The sequence below is a fragment of the Burkholderia sp. Ax-1724 genome (genome assembly GCF_011752995.1).
Lineage (GTDB): Bacteria > Pseudomonadota > Gammaproteobacteria > Burkholderiales > Burkholderiaceae > Paraburkholderia.
Genome location: NZ_VWWL01000022.1, coordinates 25,963 through 43,608, shown reverse-complemented (window position 1 = coordinate 43,608; position 17,646 = coordinate 25,963). Strand labels below are relative to the sequence as shown.

Genomic DNA, 17,646 nt, shown 5'->3' with positions numbered 1-17,646 from the left:
GCCGGGCGCAAGCGGCAATCGGACGAATAACCGGGAAAGGGGGCTTCTATTCAACGTTTGCGCGAGAGAGGCGCTCACTAGAATGCAAGGCGTACCGATGCATTCGATGGAGACCCACGATGGACCAGCCCACTTCCGCCTTGCCGCAGCGCGCGTATTGCGCGGCGGCAGATCGTGCAGATTCGGGCGCGAGTGCGGGTATGGTTGCGGGCGCGGAAGAGGGTTCGCGGCACGCCATGCACGCACCGCGGGTTGTGCCGCGCGTGGCGGTGCGAGCCGGCTCGCGGCTGCTCGCGCGTCTTTGCACGCGGCTCGTCGTGCAGGTCGCGTTATGGGTCGCGGGCGGCATCGTGCTGTTGCCGGCCACGACCCAGGCGCAGGCGCAAGAGCACGACGGCGGCGGGCCGATCGTGATTCCGGGACCCGGCGAAAAGAATCCGGCGGCGCTCAACGATCTCGTGCAGCAGATGCAGACGCCCGCGCAGCGTGCGTCCTCGGCGGCGTCGCTGGCGGCTGCCACGGCGCAGTCGCTCGGGCGGGCGCCGGCCTCGCGGCCAACCGCCGATAACGATGCGTTCGCACGCGCCGCGGGCGCGAGCGGCGCGATCGTCATTCCGGGCGCGGGCGAAGCCCCCGCCACCGCGCCGGCGCTGATCCGCACGAGCTTCAGGCCGGACGCCAACGGCGTCGTGACGATTCCCGCGCCGGCCAATGCGGGGGCCTCGGGCGTGGCACGCGTGAACATCGAGCCAGCCGCGCGCACCGCTGTCCCGGTAACGGTGACGCCCGCGCCGAACGGTGCCGGCGCTGCCAATGCGCGGCCCGTCGCCGCCAATGTGCCGCAAGGCGGTTTCGATAGTCTCGCGGCGCGCGGCGAACCGCCCGAATTCGGCGCGAACGGCAAGCCTATCGCCTCGGTGCAACCGCAGGCAGGCGCGGTGGCTACGGTTGCAGTTGCCGCAACGCCCGCGCGAACGCAGGTGGCCGCGGCACGTCAGCCGGTGACGGCCCTGACACTGAGAAACCAGCAGATGGCCGCCGCCGCGGCCATCGCAACGCCTGCGCAAGCCGCACCGCTGCCCGGTCAGCAGGACCCGGAAGCGATCCACGCCGCCGCGCTCGCGTTCCTGCAGCAGCAGTCCGCGGGATTGCCCGGCAAGGTCGACATCACGGTCGCGCCCGCGTTTCCGCGCGGGCTGGCCGCCTGCACCTCGCTCGAACCGTTCCTGCCGAGCGGCGCGCGCCTGTGGGGCCGCATGACGGTCGGCGTGCGCTGCGCGGGCGAGAAGCCGTGGACCCTCTACCTGCAGGCGCGCATCGCGCTGCACGCGACCTACTACCTCGCCTCGCGCGCGATGGCGCCGGGCGAAGTGCTGACGGCCGCCGACCTCGTCGCGCGCGACGGCGATCTGACCGGCCTGCCGCAGGCGATCGTCACCGATCCGTCGCAGGCGGTCGGCTCGGTCTCGCTCGTGCGGATCGCGAGCGGCATGCCATTGCGCCGCGACATGCTGAAGAGCGCGTCGGCGGTGGCGATCGGCCAAACCGTGCGGGTCGTGGCCGCCGGCGACGGCTTCTCGATTTCGGCCGAGGGCAGCGCGATGAGCAACGCGTCGCCGGGCCAGCAGGTGCGGGTCAAGACCGCGAACGGGCAGATCATCTCCGGCATCGTCAAGGATGGCGGAACGGTCGAGATCCAGATGTGAGCAGGTTCGCTGCCCTGCCTCGCGCGAATGGGCTCGCGGCCGGAACGACAGTGGCGCATGTGCGCGGGGAGCGTGTCGCGGCGCGGGTGGAAACGATGTGGAAAGGGTCGGATGGCCAGGCAAAGCCGGGCCGGGCGTGGAGCGATTGCGCTAAAGTTTTGAGCGGCGCTTGCCGTTATCAGAATCAAATCGTTCAGGAAGCCTATCGTGAAAGTCGATTCCACCACCTCATCGAATCTGCCGACGTTGAAAGACGCCGTATCCCGTTCGCAACAGGGCGACACCGCGCCGGCAACGGGCGCCACGCAGGGCGCGAGCACGGGCGCGCCGAGTTCGAACAGCGGCGCCGGCGACGCGAACGTGAGCCTGTCGGGCCTGTCGCAGCATCTGCGCAGCCTCGCGGCGAGCGGTTCGGCCGACATCGACATGGCGCACGTCGAGTCGATCAAACAGGCCATCAAGGACGGCACGCTGCAGATCGACTCCGGCAAGATCGCCGACGGCGTGCTGCAGACGGCGCGCGACCTGTTGCAGAACAAAACCTCGTCGACCGGCAACTGATCGGCACCTCGCAGTGCGACGACATGCCGGGCGGCGTTCGACAAACTCGGCTCGCGCACCCCGCGCGCGCCGCCGCGCATAGCGAGTCGTTGACATGAAAGACGCCCTGGTTGCCATCCTGATCGAAGAACATTCGACCGTCGAGGCGTTCGCCTCGATTCTCACGCTCGAAACGAAGGCGCTGACCGCCGTGTCGCCGCTGGACGAGCAACTGCCCGCGATCGTCGAGAAGAAAACCGAATTGGTTGGCGTGCTCGCGCGGCTCGAAGCCGCGCGCGACGCGCAACTGGCCGAGCTCGGCTTGCCGGCCGGCTGGTCCGGCATGGAACTCGCGGCGAGCACCGACACGCGGCTCGCGATGCAGTGGAAGCTGCTGCAAAAAGCGGCCGAGCGAGCGCGGCGCGTCAATACCAACAACGGCGAGCTGATCCGCGTGCGCATGGATTACAACCAGCGCGCGCTGAAGGCGCTACAGGTCAACGTGCCGCCCAAGGTCAATCTGTATGGCCCGGATGGGCGGGTGCCGGCTTATTCGGGACTTTGATCCGCTCGTACACGCGCGACACTTCTTCCCAGGAAAAACCTGACGCGTGAGCTCGAAAAATAGTCAGAACGAGCCTGCCGACTCGAAATAGATTCGGCCGGCTCGAACCCGGCTCGTTTTTGGCGCCATTTCGGCCAAAGACTCGAAATCCAGCGACTGCTTCGCGCGGTCGGTCTCAGTGCGGGCCCGCTTGAAAGCCTCGCGGACGACCTGTTGGATACGATCGGGAACGCGCCTCGGCAGGTGGGCGTACTGCTTGCGCCTGTTCTTCGCGATGCCGATCCGGCAACGCCGCCCTTCCCTCACCACATCTCCCTCTTTCTCACAACGTTAGCCATTCGGCTAGCTGGCGCGCAGCGCCACATCACGTTGAAATGGCAGTCCCGCTCGCGTTTTCGTATGCGTCGCCCGGCTCACCGTTACGGCGCACTCACATGCGAGATTTTGCCACTATCGAGGTTGTGTAATGATGTGTATGATGAGAGGACTGCAGTATGAAGAGCGCCGAGGTCGTCAAATTGATCCAAGCCCATGGCTGGCAACTCGTCCGGATAACGGGCAGCCACCATCATTTTCGGCACGCGGAAAAGTCCGGTCTCGTGACCGTCCCGCATCCGAAAAAGGATCTTCCGCCCGGCACACTGAACAGCATTCTGAAACAGGCGGGGCTGAAATGAAGCATCTGATCTTTCCAATCGCAGTCGAGCCCGGAGACGGCACGCACGCGTTCGGCGTGGTGGTGCCCGACATTCCGGGCTGCCACTCCGCGGGCGATACGCTCGAGGAAGCCTATGCGAATGCCAGGGAAGCGATCGAATCCCACCTCGAAACCCTGCTCGACGAAGGGTTGCCGCTGCCCGAGCCGCTCACGCTCAGCGCGCATCGGCGCAATCCGGAGTTCGCGGGTTTTGTGTGGGGGTTTGTGACAACGCGCAACATTCCGGCGTTGAGAAAAGCGGTGCGCATCAACATCTCGCTGCCCGAGGTCCTGGTGCAGGAGATCGACGCGTATGCGCAGGCGCGCGGCATGTCGCGCTCGGCATTTCTGGCGCTCGCCGCCGAACATGAAATGGCCGGCGCGTGAGAAACACTGTGCGGCAAGCTGCGCACGTCGTGCAGCGAGCCTGTTGGCGCTGCCTCGGTTGAACAGGGGCTGGCGGGCCGCCAGCCGGTCTTCAAACCGGCGCTTCAGTTCGTCTCGGCGTTCGCCCAGGCCATTTCGCGCAGCCGCGCGCGCAGGCGCGCCACGGCCTGGCTATGCAGTTGGCACACGCGCGATTCGCTGACTTCCATCACCGCGCCGATTTCGCGCAGGTTCATGCCGCGCTCGTAGTACAGCGACATCAGCAGCTTCTCGCGCTCCGGCAAGCGGTCGATCGCCTCGACGAGCGCCGCGCGCAGGCTGTCGTCGAGCAAGGCCGAGAGCGGGTCCGAATGATCGACGCAGTAGCGGTCCAGAAACGGCTCGTCGTCGGCGGAACGGTCGAAGTCTTCGTAGTAGATGAGCTGGCTGCCGTGCAGGTCCTGCAGCATCGACTGATACTCGTCGAGCGGCATCTGCAGGTGCTCGGCAATCTCCGTTTCGCTCGCCGAGCGGCCGAGGTTCTGCTCCACCTTGTGCACCGCCGTTTCCACTTCGCGCGACGTGCGCCGCAGGCTGCGCGGCAGCCAGTCGTTGCTGCGCAGCTCGTCGAGCATCGCGCCGCGAATCCGCTGGCTGGCGTAGGTCTCGAACTGCGCGCCCTGGTCTTCCTTGTAGCGCCCGGCGGCATCCAGCAAGCCGATCATGCCGGCCTGGATCAGGTCGTCGAGATCGACGCTCGCCGGCATTTTCGCGACAAGCTGCAAGCCGAGCCGACGCACCAGCGGTGCGTACTTCGTCAGAACTTCGGCCTGGGAAATCTTTCCCTGAGCGTTGTACATCGTGCTCCCCTTCTCCTCGTGCACGCCGCTTAAGCGTGCTGCGCGGACGGTTGGTCGGCGTGGTGCGCCGCTGTAACTGTCGCGGACGCCCGCCGGGGCGTTTGCGACGACATCGCTGGCCGCATCGGCCAGTACTGCAATTCGGCGGCGAGCTGGCGGAAGTCGCGCGCGGCCGGCGCCGACGGGAACGCGTCGACGACACAGCGCGACAACTCCAGCGCCCGCGCCATGCGAGCGTCGGCCGCAATGCAGCCGGCGTCTTCGAGCGACACCGTCAGATAGCGCCCGGCCACGCCGGCAAAATTCGCGAACGTGGCATGCGCGTCGTTTGCGCTTTGCACATGATTCGCCAGCAGGCGAAACTGTGCGAACGCGTGCGCGTAGTGCAGACGCTTCATGCACGCATACGCGTCGGTGATCGCCTGGGCCGACACGCGCGTGACGATCATCACGTCGTGCGCCTGCTTCGCGAACGGCGAGAGATGCCCTGCGTCGTCGAGTTGCGCGTCGATCAGCACGATGTCGGCGGAACCGTCGAGCAACACGCTGAAGTCGGTCTCCGCGTGCCCCTCGCGGTTGTTGCGCGAGGCGGCCAGCACCGAAAAGCCGAGCGCATGGCGCGCGGCGGCGCAATCCACCGCCATCTCGCCGCGCATCACCGCCGCGAAATTGCCCGCGCCGCGCAAGCCGCCGAGCATCGCGCTCACCGATTGCTCGCCGACGCATTCGTCGATCACGAGCACGTCCTTGCCCTGCTGCGCGAGCGCGGCGGCGAGGTTGACGACCACCGTGGTGCTGCCCGCGCCGGCCGACGCACCCGTCACCGCAATCACGCGCGCACCGCCGCGCGCAAGCAGCCGCCGCAAGCCTTCCGCCTGATCCGAGACGAGCTTATCCAAAGCGAACCTCGTGCAGCTCGGCCGTCGAGCGCGCGGACAGCGAAGACAGCAACGCGGGAATGTCGTCGTCCTGCGGCACGAACGGCGAGTTGTCGCGCGGAATGCAGAACGTGCTCTTGATGAGGAATTTCTTCGTCGCGACGTACAGGTTCTCCGGCACTTTCTGTCCGGTCGAGACGTAATGCACGGGCAGCTTGTAGCGAATCACCGTATCGAGCACGCCGCCGAGGTTGGTCGCTTCGTCGAGCTTGGTGAGAATGCAGCCGGCGAGCGGCTGCTGGTCCGGCGCGCGCTGATACGCCTGCACGACTTCGTTCAGGGTGTCGCCGTGGCTCGTTGCGTTGAGCAGCAGAAGGCGCTGCACCGGCTGACCGGCGCGGCACAGCATCGCGATCTGGTCCGACACGAGGCGGTCGCGCTGGCTCATGCCGATCGTGTCGATCAGCACGATGTGCTTGTTGCGCAGCTCGGAGAGCGCGAGTTGCAGATCGGCGCTGTCCTTCACCGCATGCACCGAGACGCCAAGAATCTTGCCGAAGATGCGCAGCTGCTCGTGACCGCCGATCCGGTAGCTGTCGGTCGTGAGCAGCGCGACCTTGCTCGCGCCGAAGCGCATCACGCAGCGCGCGGCGAGCTTGGCCGTGGTCGTCGTCTTGCCGACGCCGGTCGGGCCCATCAGTGCGAACACGCCGCCGCGCTCCATCAGCGCGTCTTCGTTTTCCATCACGGGCAGATTCGATTCGAGCACCGAGCGAACCCAGTCCATGCCACCGTCCATCGTCTCGATGTCGTCGGGCAGGTTGTCGACCATCATCTGTACGAGCTGCGCGGAAAAACCCGCCGCGAACAGATGCTTGGTGAGCGCGGCGCGCGCCGGATTGCGGCGCTGGCGATCGCCCCACAAGAGGCCCGCGAAGTGCTCTTCCATCATGCCGCGCATCGACGACAGCTCGTTCATGACAGTGTCCTTGACGACCTGCTCCATACGCGCCTTGATCGCTTCGGCGACCGCGGCGGGCGTGCGGGTTTCGTCGGCGGCGGGCGGCATAGGCGCGAGCCTCTGCGCGGTGCGGCGCGCGGCGACCTGCGCGGCTTCGCGAGCCCACTCGGGCCTGTCGATGAAAGACGGCTCGGCAGCCGCCGGTTTGGCCGCGGGTCCAGTCGATGGTGCGGCGGCACGGTTCACCTCGACGGTGCTGCCGAGCCCCTTGGACGTCGCGACGGCGGGTGTCATCGCGGCGGGACGCGCGCTGTATTCGCCGCCCTGTTGCTGCTGCTCGGCGGCGATGCGGTGTGCGTGATCGATAAGCCACGGATTCGATTCGGCCATCGTGCGCGGCGCGATTGATTCGGTAGCGGCCGCGACGGGTGGCACCGGCACGCCGGCGGCCTTGAGCAGATCCGCGCGAATGTCTTCGGACAGACGTGTGGCGGCTGCGCGAGCACTGGAACCGGACGGCATGGCGGGCGCTGCCGCTGCAATAGACACGGGCTGGCTCGCGGCGAGCGCGGCGCCGGCCGTTGCGATGTCGGTCGCGTTGCCGGCCGCGCTTGGCGCGGTATTGCCCGGCAATGCAGTGGCCGGTGCGGGCATCGCGTTAGCGGCGGAAAGCGCCGTCGAATGAAGCGCCGGATTCGCACCGGGCATGGCTTTCGGCACAGTGGCAATCGCCGCGCCATGCTGCGCGTCATTCGCGAACGCACTGCTCACCGGCATCGTCCCCTCGCCCGCTTCCGGGCTCGCGCCGAACACCGACGAAAACACGTCGGGCATACCGCTCGCGTACGGATTCGCCGCTGCCATCGGTGCCGCCGGCAGCGCGCGCGGTGCGACTTGCGAGCCCATGCCCGCCCCCATCGGCACAGCCAGCCCGGTCGCCGCGCCTTCGCGCGCTTTCGGTGTGATCGCAGCGAGATCGCTATCGGCGAGCGCGACGATTTCGACGCTGCCGTCGTCCATCGTGCGATTCGACAGCACGACCGCGTCGGGGCCAAGTGCTTCGCGAACGAGCCGCAGCGCATCGCGACTGGTAGCACCGACAAATTTACGAATGTTCAAGCTGGACCCCCGATGAGGTGAACGGACTAGCGGACCGGCGATATACCCTTCCCATTGAGATCAATTATTGCGAAAGCTGTCGAGCGACGATCGATGGATAAAGACCGTGAAAAGCGGGCTATTCGTGCGATGGACACATGCCGGACATGTCGCGCGAGCAAGTCGCGGCCGAGGTGGCGACACCCGCGAAGCCGCGCGCCGGGCCGCAAAACCACGGCCCCAAACAAAAACCGGCGCCTCGAAGCGCCGGTTTCCGCCGTCAATGCACACGCCCGCACGCACGCCAAGCCGCTCAGCCCTGCGCGCCGATCAGATTCACCACCTTGACGTGCCTCGTGTCGGGCACTTCCGCATACGACAGCACCTTCAGTTGCGGCAGGCTGCGGCGCAGGAAGCGCGCGAGCATCGGCCGCAACGCGTGCTGCACGAGCAGCACCGGCGCGAGACCGAGATTCTGCTGACGCGTCATCGCCTTCTGCGTCTCGGCGAGCAGCGTATGCGCGAGGCCCGGTTCGAGCCCCGGGTTCGGTCCGGTCGAGAGCGCCTGCGACAGCACGCGTTCGAGGTTCGCGTCGAGCCCCATCACCTGCATGTCGCCGGTACCGGGGAACCACTGCTGCGTGATCGCGCGGCCCAGCGCGAGGCGTACCGCGGCGGTCAGTTCGTGTGCATCGGTGATCTTCGCCGCGTGCTCGGCGAGCGCTTCGAGAATCGTGCGCATGTCGCGAATCGGCACGCCCTCTTCGAGCAGATTCTGCAGCACCTTTTGCAGCGTATTGAGCGGCAGCGCCTTCGGCACGAGATCGTCGACGAGCGAGGGCGTGTCCTTCTGCATCCGCTCGATCAGCGCCTGCACTTCGCGGCGGCCGAGCAGTTCCGACGCATGCGTGACGACGAGGTGATTGAGGTGCGTCGCCACCACCGTGCTCGAATCGACGACCGTGTAGCCGTACACCTGCGCCTGTTCGCGCAGGTTCGTGTCGATCCAGATCGCGGGCAGGCCGAACGCCGGGTCCTGGGTCGGCGTGCCGGGCAGCGCGGCCGACACCTGGCCCGGATTGATCGCGAGCCACTGGCCCGGATACGCTTCGCCCGCGCCGATCTCGACGCCCTTCAGCGCAATGCGATAGCCGTTCGGCCGCAATTCGAGGTTGTCGCGAATATGAATGACGGGCGGCAAAAAGCCGATTTCCTGCGCGAACTTCTTGCGGATGCTCTTGATGCGCTTGAGCAGTTCGCCATCCGAATTCTTGTCGACGAGCGGAATCAGCCGGTAGCCGACTTCGAGGCCGAGCGTGTCGATCATCGTCACGTCGTCCCAGCTGGCCTCGGTGTTCTCGACCGGCGCGAGCGCGGCCGGCGCGACCTCGGCGAGCGCGGTGCTGCTCTTGCGCTCCGCGGCGCGCTTTTTCATCGTGCGGCCGAGCTGGATCAGCGCGCCGCCGAGAATCAGGAACGCGAAGTGCGGCATGCCCGGAATCAGGCCCATCAGCACGAGAATGCAGCCCGTAATCATCAGCACGCGCGGATTCGTGAACAGTTGCCCCGTGAGCTGCGTGCCGATGTCCTCGTTGGTCGCGACGCGCGAGACGATCACGCCGGCCGCCGTCGAAATGACGAGCGACGGAATCTGCGCAACGAGGCCGTCGCCGATCGTCAGCAGCGTGTAGTTCTTGCCCGCCGCCGCAAAGCTCATGTCGTGCTGGACCATCCCGACGATCAGCCCGCCGATGATGTTGATGACCATGATGAGCAGGCCGGCGATCGCATCGCCGCGCACGAACTTGCTCGCGCCGTCCATCGAGCCGTAGAACTCGGCTTCCTGGGCGACTTCGGCGCGGCGCTTCCTCGCCTGTTCCTCGTTGATGAGCCCCGCGTTCAGGTCGGCGTCGATCGCCATCTGCTTGCCCGGCATCGCGTCGAGCGTGAAGCGCGCGGACACTTCGGCGATCCGCCCCGCGCCCTTCGTGATGACCATGAAGTTGATGACCATCAGGATCACGAACACGACGATCCCGACCGCGAAGTTGCCGCCCACGAGGAAGTGGCCGAACGACTCGATCACCTGGCCGGCCGCATCGGGGCCGGTGTGGCCTTCGAGCAGCACGATCCGCGTCGAGGCGACGTTCAGCGAGAGCCGCAGCAGCGTCGAGAACAGCAGCACGCTCGGGAATGCGGCGAAGTCGAGCGGCTTCATCGTGTACATGCTGACGAGCAGCACCATCACCGAGAGCGCGATGTTGAAGGTGAACAGCAGGTCCAGCAGGAACGGCGGCAACGGCAGAATCATCATGCCGAGGATCATGCAGATCAGCACCGGCCCGGCGAGGGCGCGCAGATTGGTGCTGCTCAAGGCATCCGGCCGTCGGCCGAGGAAACCGGCGCGAGCGTTCATGCGGAGGCTCCCTTGTTGGCGTTGTTCGTGTCGTCGCTAGCGGGGTCGAGCGTGTCGGCGGCTTCCGCGGCCGCGTCGTCTGCGTCTTCGGCCGCGTCGTCGTCCGATATGCCGCCCTTGTCGAGTTCGGCAGGCACGTCGAGTTCGGTCGGCGCGACCGGCACCGCGCCGCCTTCGGTCCTGAAGCGCCGCAGCTGATAGACCCACGCGAGCACCTCGGCGACCGCGCCATAGAGCGGCCCCGGAATCTCGCGATTCAGCTCGACGTTGTGATAGAGCGCCCGCGCGAGCGGCGGCGCTTCGAGCAGCGGCACGTTGTGTTCGGCGGCGAGTTCGCGAATCCGCGCGGCCACGAGGTTCACGCCCTTCGCGACCACCTTCGGCGCGCGCATCTCGCCGTCGGTGTATTGCAGCGCGACTGCGAAGTGCGTCGGGTTCGTCACGACGACGTCGGCCTTCGGCACCTGCGCCATCATCCGGCGCCGCGCAATCGCGCGCTGCTGCTGGCGAATCTTGCCCTTGATGTGCGGATCGCCTTCGCTCTCGCGATGCTCGCGCTTCACCTCTTCCTTGGTCATGCGCAGCTTCTTGTGGAACTGCCAGAGCTGGTACGGCACGTCGAGCGCGGCCACCGCGAACATGCCCGCCACCGTCATGCCGCAGCACACGGCGATCAGATGCACGGAGTTGGCGAGCGCGAGATGGAGCGGCTGCGTCGCGAGCGCGAGGAATGCCTCGCGACGGTTCCAGATCGCCGTGCCGCCGATCAGCCCGACCACGAGCGTCTTCGCGATCGACATGCCGAGCTGGATCGGTCCGTTGATCGAAAAGATGCGGCCCAGGCCCTCGACCGGATTGAGCCGGCTGAACTTCGGTTCGAGCCCTTTCGCCGAAAGCTGCCAGCCGCCGAGCGCCATCGGCGCGAGCAGCGCGGCCGCGCCGGTCAGGCCGAGAATCGGCAGCAACGCATAGAGCCCTTCGCGCGCGGCCGAGCCGGCGCCGCTCAGCATGCGGTTGGCGTCGAACGTGCTCGCGTGATTGAACGCGAACGAGGCGCGCAACATCGCCTCGAGATGATCGCCGATCTGGCCGGACAGACCCCACACGCCGTAGAACCCCGCCGCCAGCAAGGCGAACGTCGACAGCTCCCGCGAACGCGCGACCTGCCCTTCCTCGCGCGCCTTCTGCAGGCGCCGGGGAGTGGCGGATTCGGTTTTTTCGAGGTCGCTATCCTCTGCCACGAAGCTCTCCAGTCGGCCGAGGCACGGCGCCTCTTTCCAGTGAGAGCGATTATTCCCGCTCGACGCAAGCGCCGATCGGCGGATAAGGGCGGAGAAACCGGGGTATTTCGACGGATGGCCCGTCAGGCCACGCGATCTCGCGCAGCCTGCCGGACTTCGGGCCGGGGTGTCCCGGCCCGGGATTCAGCCGGCCCGACGTCCGGCTGGGCGCTCGAAACGCTCAGAAGGCGACGAAAGGCGCGGCCCCGCCGTTCGCGGTCTTGTCGATGCCGTAGTACACGTAGCGGCCATAGAAGAACGGCAGACCGAGGTCGAAGCTGCTGTTGCCGCCGATCTGGCCGGCGAGGTCGTTGAACGCATAGTTGGCGGCGTTGCCGAACAGCGTCGCCGCGCTCACGATGCCGATGCTGGCCGTTGTCGAGGCGTTGTTCAGGCCGACCAGCTTGACCGAGCGGGTTTGCGCCGACGACGGGCAGTAGAAGCCCGGGAAGTTGCTGCCGCACAGCGCGAGCGAACTATCGGCGAAGAAGTAGCCGTTCGAGCCGGAATCGAGGAACGCCTGCACCGTCGTGCCGTTGTACACGCTGCTGTTCAGGTCGCCGTACGGGTCGGTCGTGAAGGTCTGCGCGGCGGCGAGCGCGTTGTTCGACTGCGTGCCGATGCCGAACACGAGCGTACCGTTCGCCGATGGCGCGCCGGCGTCGGGCAGCGGCGGCATCTGCACGATCACGCCGTTGTTGTCGGCGAGGAAATTCGCCACCGGATTGGCGACCTGCTGCGTGGTCTGCACCGCCGCGCGTATGCAGGACGCGCCGCTCGGGCAGGCGAAGTAGTTGCTGTAGGTCGCCGCGGTGGCGGCATTCGCGCAGGTGGCGCCGCAATCGATGGGCGCGGTGCCCACGCCGAGAATGCCGTTCGCGCCGAGCTCGCTGGCCGTGTTCTCGGCCGGGCCGCTGCCGCAGCCGCGCGCGGGTATCGTGCTCGCGTTCATGTCGCCGATGATCTGCAGCGGGATGCCGCTCGCGCTCGTCGTCTCGCCGCCCACCTTGACGATCGCGGTACGCACGGAGCCCCACGTGTAGCCGTCGGCGAACGTCGCGCATTCGGCGAGCGGCGCGCCATCGCTCGCCGACGCGCTCGTCGGCAACGCGGCGAGCAGCGACTGATTGAGCACCGAGCTCACCACGCGCAGCCCGAACGAGCCGGTGTCGAGCTGGATGTTGTTGATCGTCTGGCAGTTGCTCGTGCCCGGCACGCAGATCGTCACGCTGACGGCCGGAATATTCGGCACGCCGCTCACCCCGGCGCCGACCGTGATCGGCACCGTGTTCGCGGCGCTCGAGGCGATCGGCTGCTGGGTCGGGCTGGCCGGCAGCGAGCCGCCGTTCAGCGTGCTCGAGCCGTTGTTGCTGGAACTGGAGTTGTTGTCGCCGCCGCCACCGCCACCGCCGCCGCATGCGGCGAGCGTGGCCGCGAGCACGACAGCGAATACGGCCAGCATGGCCTGCTTCCAGCCTTTGACTTTGGCGATCGTGTGCATGGTTCGCATCGTCGTCCTCATTACTGGATATCGGAGCCGCTGACACCGGCGGGCAGCGCGGACGGCAGCCACGCGACGCCGCTGAACGCGCCCATGTGGCCGGCCGACTGCACCACGAGTCCGCTCTGCTCGACGCTGACCGGACCGCGCGCATTGCCGCGCGCCGCGCGCGCGGCCTTCACGCCCGCCACGTACTGCGGGAAATAACTACCGAGCAGATCATTGAGATCGGGCATTTGCGGACCATGCCACGCGATGCCGAACACGGAGCCGTTGGCGGCAAGATATTCGCGGACCACGGTGCCGTTGCCGAACGTGGTCTCGCGCACCGTATAGGAAGCCGCCGTGGATGACGCGGCGGAAGCCGCACTCGATGCCGAGCGCATCACGCTCTGCGCCGCGCTACTGGCGGGCTGCACCACGCGGGAAGAAACCGAAGCGTCCGCGGGCGGCGTCATCGGCGCGGCGCCGAGTGCCGCATGAGCGGACTGCGCGGCCATCAAGGCCGCGAGAGAACACGGTAAAACCAGCGCCACGGCTTGCACGGCGCGACGTACACGACTGCGCATAACGATGCTCCTCCTGGACTGCGAGCGCGGCGCACGCGTCGCGCGAACCGGCCGCAGGTAGGCAGATGATACGGCACAGCCCCGCTCGCAACCTTGGGGAGTCTACCTCATCGGGTGACCGCCCGACGCTGCCGGAACGCCGTGCCGCGCTTCGACCTCGTAGTATGCCTGCGCCTGATGCCGGCCTGCAGAGGGCGCGAACGCGCGTAGGCCTTACCGTCCATTACAGACAGGAAACCGTCTGCAACGGGCGGGCTCGCCAACGCGCGCGCCGGCCTCAGAAGCCGAGGCTTGCGAGCAGATCGTCGACCTGCGATTGATCCTGCACCACGTCGGTTTTGCTTTCCGGATTGATCTGCGGACCGTTCAGCAGATGCTCGGGGCTGCCGGTCGGCGACACCTCGGCCGCGAGCGCCGCCGCGTTCGCCGCGAACTGCTCGCGCCGCTCGAGCGCGATGTTCTCGACGAGCACGCCGAGCAGCTGCTGCTCGATCAGATACACGACCTCGGTGATCTTCTTGATCACCTGGCCGGTCAGGTCCTGGAAGTCCTGCGCGAGCATGATCTCCATCAACTGCGCATTGGTCGCGCTGGTCGCCTCGGGCACGCCGCGCAGGAACGTGCGCGTGTCGTTCATGAGCGCGCGCACTTCCTCGCGCTCGATCGGCGCCGCGTACCACTGCTCCCAGCGCGCGTCGAGTTCGCCCGCGTCCTCGCGCAATTGCTCCTGCACCGGCTTCGCGATGTCGATCGCCGACAGCACGCGCTCGGCGGCCTGCTCGGTCATGTTGGCGATGTACTTCAGGCGGTCGCGCGCATCGGGCACGGCTTCGGCCGCGCGCTCGACGTGCTTGTCGAGCCCGAGTTCGCGCATCGAATCGCGCAGCGTGCGCGTCAGCTGGCCGATGCGCGCGAGGATGCGGTCCGATGCGAAGTCGCCGCTCTCTTGGGCCGCGTCGGCGCCAGGCGTTTGGGTCGGCGCAGTCACGTCAGCTCCCGGCTTTCGCCATCTTCTCGAGAATCTTGTTGAGCTTCTCGTCGAGCGTCGCGGCCGTGAACGGCTTGACGACGTAACCGCTCGCGCCGGCCTGGGCCGCGGCGATGATGTTTTCCTTCTTCGACTCGGCCGTCACCATCAGCACCGGCAGATGCGAGAGATTGGCGTCGACGCGGATTTCCTTGAGCATCGCGAGACCGTCGAGGTTCGGCATGTTCCAGTCGGAGATCACGAAGTCGTAGCTGCCGCCGCGCAGACGCGCGAGACCGGCCTGGCCGTCTTCCGCCTCGTCGACGTTCGCGTAGCCGAGCTCCTTGAGCAGATTGCGGACGATCCGGCGCATCGTCGGAAAATCGTCAACCACCAGAATCTTCATTCCCTTATCCATTTCTATTCCCTTTCTTGATTCATGATGCGGCGAGTGGCCGCCTCAATCTACGCGGGCGCATCATACCCGCTGAACGCGTTCGCCCATCGACGACAAACGCGCCATCACGCGCCGGCTCATTTCCGGCAGCGCGGCGATTTCGTCGGCGGCGCCGAGCGCGATCGCCTCGCGCGGCATGCCGAACACGATGCAGCTCGCTTCGTCCTGCGCCAGCGTATAGGCACCGGCCCTTTTCATCTCCAGCAGACCGGCCGCGCCATCGCGCCCCATGCCGGTCAGAATCACGCCGACCGCGTTCTTGCCCGCATGCTGCGCGGCCGATCTGAACAGCACGTCGACCGACGGACGATGCCGGTTCACCGGCGGGTCGTCGGACAGGTGCGCGATATAGTTCGCGCCGCTCCTCGCGAGCAGCAGATGCGCGTGGCCGGGCGCGATATACGCATGCCCCGGCAGCACGCGCTCGCCGTGCTCCGCTTCTTTAACGGTAATCCGGCACAAACCATTGAGGCGTTGCGCGAAAGATTTCGTGAAGCCCGGCGGCATATGCTGCGCGATCAGCACCGCGGGCGCGTCGGGCGGCAGCGGCACGAGCACTTCGCGGATCGCCTCGGTGCCGCCCGTCGACGCGCCAACGATGATGAGCTTCTCGGTACTCAGCAACGGGTTGTTGAAGAGCGGCGTGTTGCCGGCCGGCGCATGCGCGGCGTGCGCGGCCGCATGCTGCACGGGCGCGGCCTGGCGCACGCGCGCGCGGGCGGCCGCGCGCACCTTGTCGGCGAGCTTTTCCGCGTAGTCGAGCATGCCGTCGCGAATGCCCACCTTCGGCTTGGTCACGAAATCGACCGCGCCCAGTTCGAGCGCGCGCAGCGTGATTTCGTTGCCGCGCTCGGTCAGCGACGACACCATCACGACCGGCATCGGCCGCAGGCGCATCAGCTTTTCGAGGAAGTCGAGGCCGTCCATGCGCGGCATTTCGACGTCGAGCGTCAACACGTCGGGGTTGTGCTGCTTGATGAGTTCGCGCGCGACGAGCGGGTCGGGCGCCGTCGCCACCACCGTCATGTCCGGCTGGCCGTTGATGATCTCGGTCATCAGACTGCGAATCAGCGCCGAATCGTCGACGCACAGTACCTTGATCTTTTGCACAGCGCTCACGCCTCCTCTGTGGTTCTGGCGTTGTTGGAATAAGTCGGGCGCGGGCTCGCGCCGAACAGTTCGATTCTCGGCCGCGCGGCGGCCGGCGAAGCGAACAGCTCGACCCGCCTGCGCGCCGCCGCAAGCCGCTCGGCGCGCGCTTCGGCGCTTTGCCGCACGAGCGCCTGTTCGCGCTCGGCCACGCCCGCTTCCTGCTGCACGCGCAGTTTCTTCACCATCACCTGGCCCGTGCGCGGCATGAACGCGACCTTGCGCGGATGCGAACCCTGCAGGTCCTCGGCGACGATGCGGATTTTTTCGGTAGCGAGATAGCGGCGCACGAATTCGGAGTTGCGATCGCCGATGTTCATCGTCGTCATGCCGGCGAGCACCGCGCCGCCGCCGAACACCTTCGCTTCGAAACGCTCGCGCCGCCCGCCGGCCTTGATCAGTTCGTTGATCAGCACTTCCATCGCGTAAGCGCCGTAGCGCATCGAGTCCGACGCGGCCTGCGCGACGTCGGCGCCGTCGTCGGGCAGCATGAAGTGATTCATGCCGCCGATACCGGCGGTACGGTCCTGAATGCAGGCCGCGACGCACGAGCCGAGCACGGTCACGAGCACCATGTCCTCGTGTGTCGTGTAGAACTCGTTGGGCAACAGCTTCACGCCGGGGCGCTTGAAGTGGTTGTCGTAGTAGAGATTGGATGCGATCGGCAACGCGCTGCTCATGCTGTCACCCCGCTCGTCGTGTGATGCACCGCAGTGCGCGCGGGCGGGCGTTCGCCGCCTGCGTCGCGCGTCAGTTCATAGACGGTCTGTCCGCGCAGCCGGAACGCCTGCGTCACGTACGTGAAGTTCTCCGAATGACCGGCGAACAGCAGGCCGCCCGGCTTCATCAGCGGCTCGAAGCGCGTGAGCACCTGGGCCTGCGTCGGCTTGTCGAAATAGATCATCACGTTGCGGCAGAAGATCGCGTCGAACTGCGTGCGCAACGGGTAGTCGCGATCGGTCAGGTTCAACTGCTCGAAGCGCACGAGCGCGCGCACTTCGGGCCGCACCTTGACCATTCCCGCATGCGTGCCCGTGCCCTTCAGGAAGAAGCGCTTCAGCCGCTCGGGCGAGAGGTTCTTGACCTGGTCGAACGGATAGACGCCGGCCTCGGCCTTCGCGAGCACCTGGGTGTCGATGTCGGTCGCGAGCACCGACGCCTGCCGCGCGCCGCTCTCGCCGAGCGCTTCGATCAGCGTCATCGCGATCGAGTACGGCTCTTCGCCCGTCGAGGCGGCCGAGCACCACACGGAAACCGGCTGCGCGCGGCGCGGCACGAAGTCGGCGAGGATCGGAAAGTGATGCGCTTCGCGAAAGAACGCGGTGAGGTTGGTGGTCAGCGCGTTGGTGAACGCTTCCCACTCGGCCGGGTCGTTTTCCGCTTCGAGCAGATCGAGATACTGCCGGAACGTCTCGAGGCCGCGCGCGCGCAAGCGGCGCGCAAGGCGGCTGTACGCCATGTCGCGCTTGTGATCCGACAGCGAAATGCCCGCCGAGCGATGAATCAGATCGCGGATGCGGGCGAAGTCGGCCGACGTGAATTCGAAGTCACGCCCCGTTTCGGCGGGTCTCGCCGGCTCGATCCGGTCGGGGACCGCCCGAGCGGGGCGTTGCGGTGCGCGCGTCATCATGAGAGG

The 17,646-nt window shown here is 67.0% G+C and carries 17 protein-coding genes; 5 read left to right on the top strand and 12 right to left on the bottom strand.

Annotation, left to right across the window (positions count from 1 at the left end; genetic code table 11):
* Positions 1–119: 119 nt before the first annotated feature.
* The 5 genes from flgA to F3J19_RS24460 all read left to right on the top strand — a co-directional run bounded on the left by flgA (position 120) and on the right by F3J19_RS24460 (position 3,895).
* Positions 120–1,706 carry a flagellar basal body P-ring formation chaperone FlgA gene (flgA, locus tag F3J19_RS24480; RefSeq protein ID WP_167047333.1) on the top strand — a complete coding sequence of 529 codons (1,587 nt, stop codon included), beginning with the start codon at positions 120–122 and terminating at the stop codon, positions 1,704–1,706.
* Between the two features lie 207 nt (positions 1,707–1,913).
* The gene (gene flgM / locus F3J19_RS24475; protein ID WP_167047331.1) at positions 1,914–2,267 is read left to right on the top strand and encodes a flagellar biosynthesis anti-sigma factor FlgM; all 354 of its coding nucleotides are present in this window, start codon (positions 1,914–1,916) and stop codon (positions 2,265–2,267) included.
* Positions 2,268–2,361: 94 nt separating this feature from the next.
* Positions 2,362–2,811, top strand: coding sequence for a flagellar protein FlgN (locus F3J19_RS24470; RefSeq protein WP_167047328.1), 450 nt, complete (start codon positions 2,362–2,364; stop codon positions 2,809–2,811).
* Between the two features lie 494 nt (positions 2,812–3,305).
* Positions 3,306–3,488: a type II toxin-antitoxin system HicA family toxin gene (locus tag F3J19_RS24465; RefSeq protein WP_167047325.1), complete on the top strand. Its 183-nt coding sequence runs from the start codon at positions 3,306–3,308 to the stop codon at positions 3,486–3,488.
* Positions 3,485–3,895: a type II toxin-antitoxin system HicB family antitoxin gene (locus F3J19_RS24460; protein ID WP_167047322.1), complete on the top strand. Its 411-nt coding sequence runs from the start codon at positions 3,485–3,487 to the stop codon at positions 3,893–3,895. The genes F3J19_RS24465 and F3J19_RS24460 overlap by 4 nt, the downstream gene beginning before the upstream one ends.
* Positions 3,896–3,999: 104 nt before the next feature.
* On the opposite strand, the gene F3J19_RS24455 is transcribed toward F3J19_RS24460, so the two are convergent.
* The 12 genes from F3J19_RS24455 to F3J19_RS24400 all read right to left on the bottom strand — a co-directional run bounded on the left by F3J19_RS24455 (position 4,000) and on the right by F3J19_RS24400 (position 17,640).
* The gene (locus F3J19_RS24455; RefSeq protein ID WP_167047319.1) at positions 4,000–4,734 is read right to left on the bottom strand and encodes an RNA polymerase sigma factor FliA; all 735 of its coding nucleotides are present in this window, start codon (positions 4,732–4,734) and stop codon (positions 4,000–4,002) included.
* Between the two features lie 29 nt (positions 4,735–4,763).
* Positions 4,764–5,633, bottom strand: a complete 870-nt coding sequence (locus F3J19_RS24450; RefSeq protein ID WP_167047317.1) for an AAA family ATPase — start codon at positions 5,631–5,633, stop codon at positions 4,764–4,766.
* Entirely contained in the window at positions 5,626–7,692 is a 2,067-nt protein-coding gene (gene flhF, locus F3J19_RS24445) for a flagellar biosynthesis protein FlhF (RefSeq protein WP_167047314.1), read from the bottom strand. Before flhF ends, F3J19_RS24450 begins: the two co-directional genes overlap by 8 nt.
* A 292-nt stretch (positions 7,693–7,984) precedes the next feature.
* Positions 7,985–10,087 (bottom strand): flagellar biosynthesis protein FlhA, encoded by a 2,103-nt coding sequence (gene flhA, locus F3J19_RS24440; protein ID WP_167047311.1) that lies wholly within the window; start codon positions 10,085–10,087, stop codon positions 7,985–7,987.
* On the bottom strand, positions 10,084–11,328 hold the full coding sequence (flhB, locus tag F3J19_RS24435; protein WP_167047308.1) for a flagellar biosynthesis protein FlhB: 1,245 nt from the start codon (positions 11,326–11,328) through the stop codon (positions 10,084–10,086). Before flhB ends, flhA begins: the two co-directional genes overlap by 4 nt.
* Positions 11,329–11,548: 220 nt before the next feature.
* A complete protein-coding gene (locus F3J19_RS24430) occupies positions 11,549–12,877 on the bottom strand; it encodes a DUF3443 domain-containing protein (protein WP_167047305.1) in 1,329 nt (442 codons plus the stop codon).
* Between the two features lie 11 nt (positions 12,878–12,888).
* A complete protein-coding gene (locus F3J19_RS24425) occupies positions 12,889–13,437 on the bottom strand; it encodes a DUF2844 domain-containing protein (RefSeq protein WP_167047303.1) in 549 nt (182 codons plus the stop codon).
* Between the two features lie 277 nt (positions 13,438–13,714).
* The gene (gene cheZ / locus F3J19_RS24420) at positions 13,715–14,425 is read right to left on the bottom strand and encodes a protein phosphatase CheZ (RefSeq protein WP_167047300.1); all 711 of its coding nucleotides are present in this window, start codon (positions 14,423–14,425) and stop codon (positions 13,715–13,717) included.
* 1 nt (position 14,426) lies between these two features.
* Positions 14,427–14,822 carry a chemotaxis response regulator CheY gene (gene cheY, locus F3J19_RS24415; RefSeq protein WP_167047297.1) on the bottom strand — a complete coding sequence of 132 codons (396 nt, stop codon included), beginning with the start codon at positions 14,820–14,822 and terminating at the stop codon, positions 14,427–14,429.
* A gap of 60 nt (positions 14,823–14,882) precedes the next feature.
* The gene (locus tag F3J19_RS24410; RefSeq protein ID WP_167047622.1) at positions 14,883–15,971 is read right to left on the bottom strand and encodes a chemotaxis response regulator protein-glutamate methylesterase; all 1,089 of its coding nucleotides are present in this window, start codon (positions 15,969–15,971) and stop codon (positions 14,883–14,885) included.
* A gap of 5 nt (positions 15,972–15,976) precedes the next feature.
* Positions 15,977–16,690, bottom strand: coding sequence for a chemoreceptor glutamine deamidase CheD (gene cheD, locus F3J19_RS24405; protein ID WP_167047294.1), 714 nt, complete (start codon positions 16,688–16,690; stop codon positions 15,977–15,979).
* Complete coding sequence (locus F3J19_RS24400) at positions 16,687–17,640, bottom strand: CheR family methyltransferase (RefSeq protein WP_167047291.1); 954 nt, start codon at positions 17,638–17,640, stop codon at positions 16,687–16,689. The genes cheD and F3J19_RS24400 overlap by 4 nt, the downstream gene beginning before the upstream one ends.
* Between the last annotated feature and the right edge of the window lie 6 nt (positions 17,641–17,646).

What these genes read in the sequence shown, in the direction of transcription:
- F3J19_RS24465 (WP_167047325.1), top strand. Translation starts at nt 3,306, where the DNA reads ATGAAGAGCGCCGAGGTCGTCAAATTGATCCAAGCCCATGGCTGGCAA.
- cheY (WP_167047297.1), bottom strand. Translation starts at nt 14,822, where the DNA reads ATGGATAAGGGAATGAAGATTCTGGTGGTTGACGATTTTCCGACGATG.
- F3J19_RS24470 (WP_167047328.1), top strand. Translation starts at nt 2,362, where the DNA reads ATGAAAGACGCCCTGGTTGCCATCCTGATCGAAGAACATTCGACCGTC.
- F3J19_RS24400 (WP_167047291.1), bottom strand. Translation starts at nt 17,640, where the DNA reads ATGATGACGCGCGCACCGCAACGCCCCGCTCGGGCGGTCCCCGACCGG.
- cheD (WP_167047294.1), bottom strand. Translation starts at nt 16,690, where the DNA reads ATGAGCAGCGCGTTGCCGATCGCATCCAATCTCTACTACGACAACCAC.
- flgA (WP_167047333.1), top strand. Translation starts at nt 120, where the DNA reads ATGGACCAGCCCACTTCCGCCTTGCCGCAGCGCGCGTATTGCGCGGCG.
- flhA (WP_167047311.1), bottom strand. Translation starts at nt 10,087, where the DNA reads ATGAACGCTCGCGCCGGTTTCCTCGGCCGACGGCCGGATGCCTTGAGC.
- F3J19_RS24425 (WP_167047303.1), bottom strand. Translation starts at nt 13,437, where the DNA reads ATGCGCAGTCGTGTACGTCGCGCCGTGCAAGCCGTGGCGCTGGTTTTA.
- F3J19_RS24460 (WP_167047322.1), top strand. Translation starts at nt 3,485, where the DNA reads ATGAAGCATCTGATCTTTCCAATCGCAGTCGAGCCCGGAGACGGCACG.
- F3J19_RS24430 (WP_167047305.1), bottom strand. Translation starts at nt 12,877, where the DNA reads ATGCGAACCATGCACACGATCGCCAAAGTCAAAGGCTGGAAGCAGGCC.
- F3J19_RS24455 (WP_167047319.1), bottom strand. Translation starts at nt 4,734, where the DNA reads ATGTACAACGCTCAGGGAAAGATTTCCCAGGCCGAAGTTCTGACGAAG.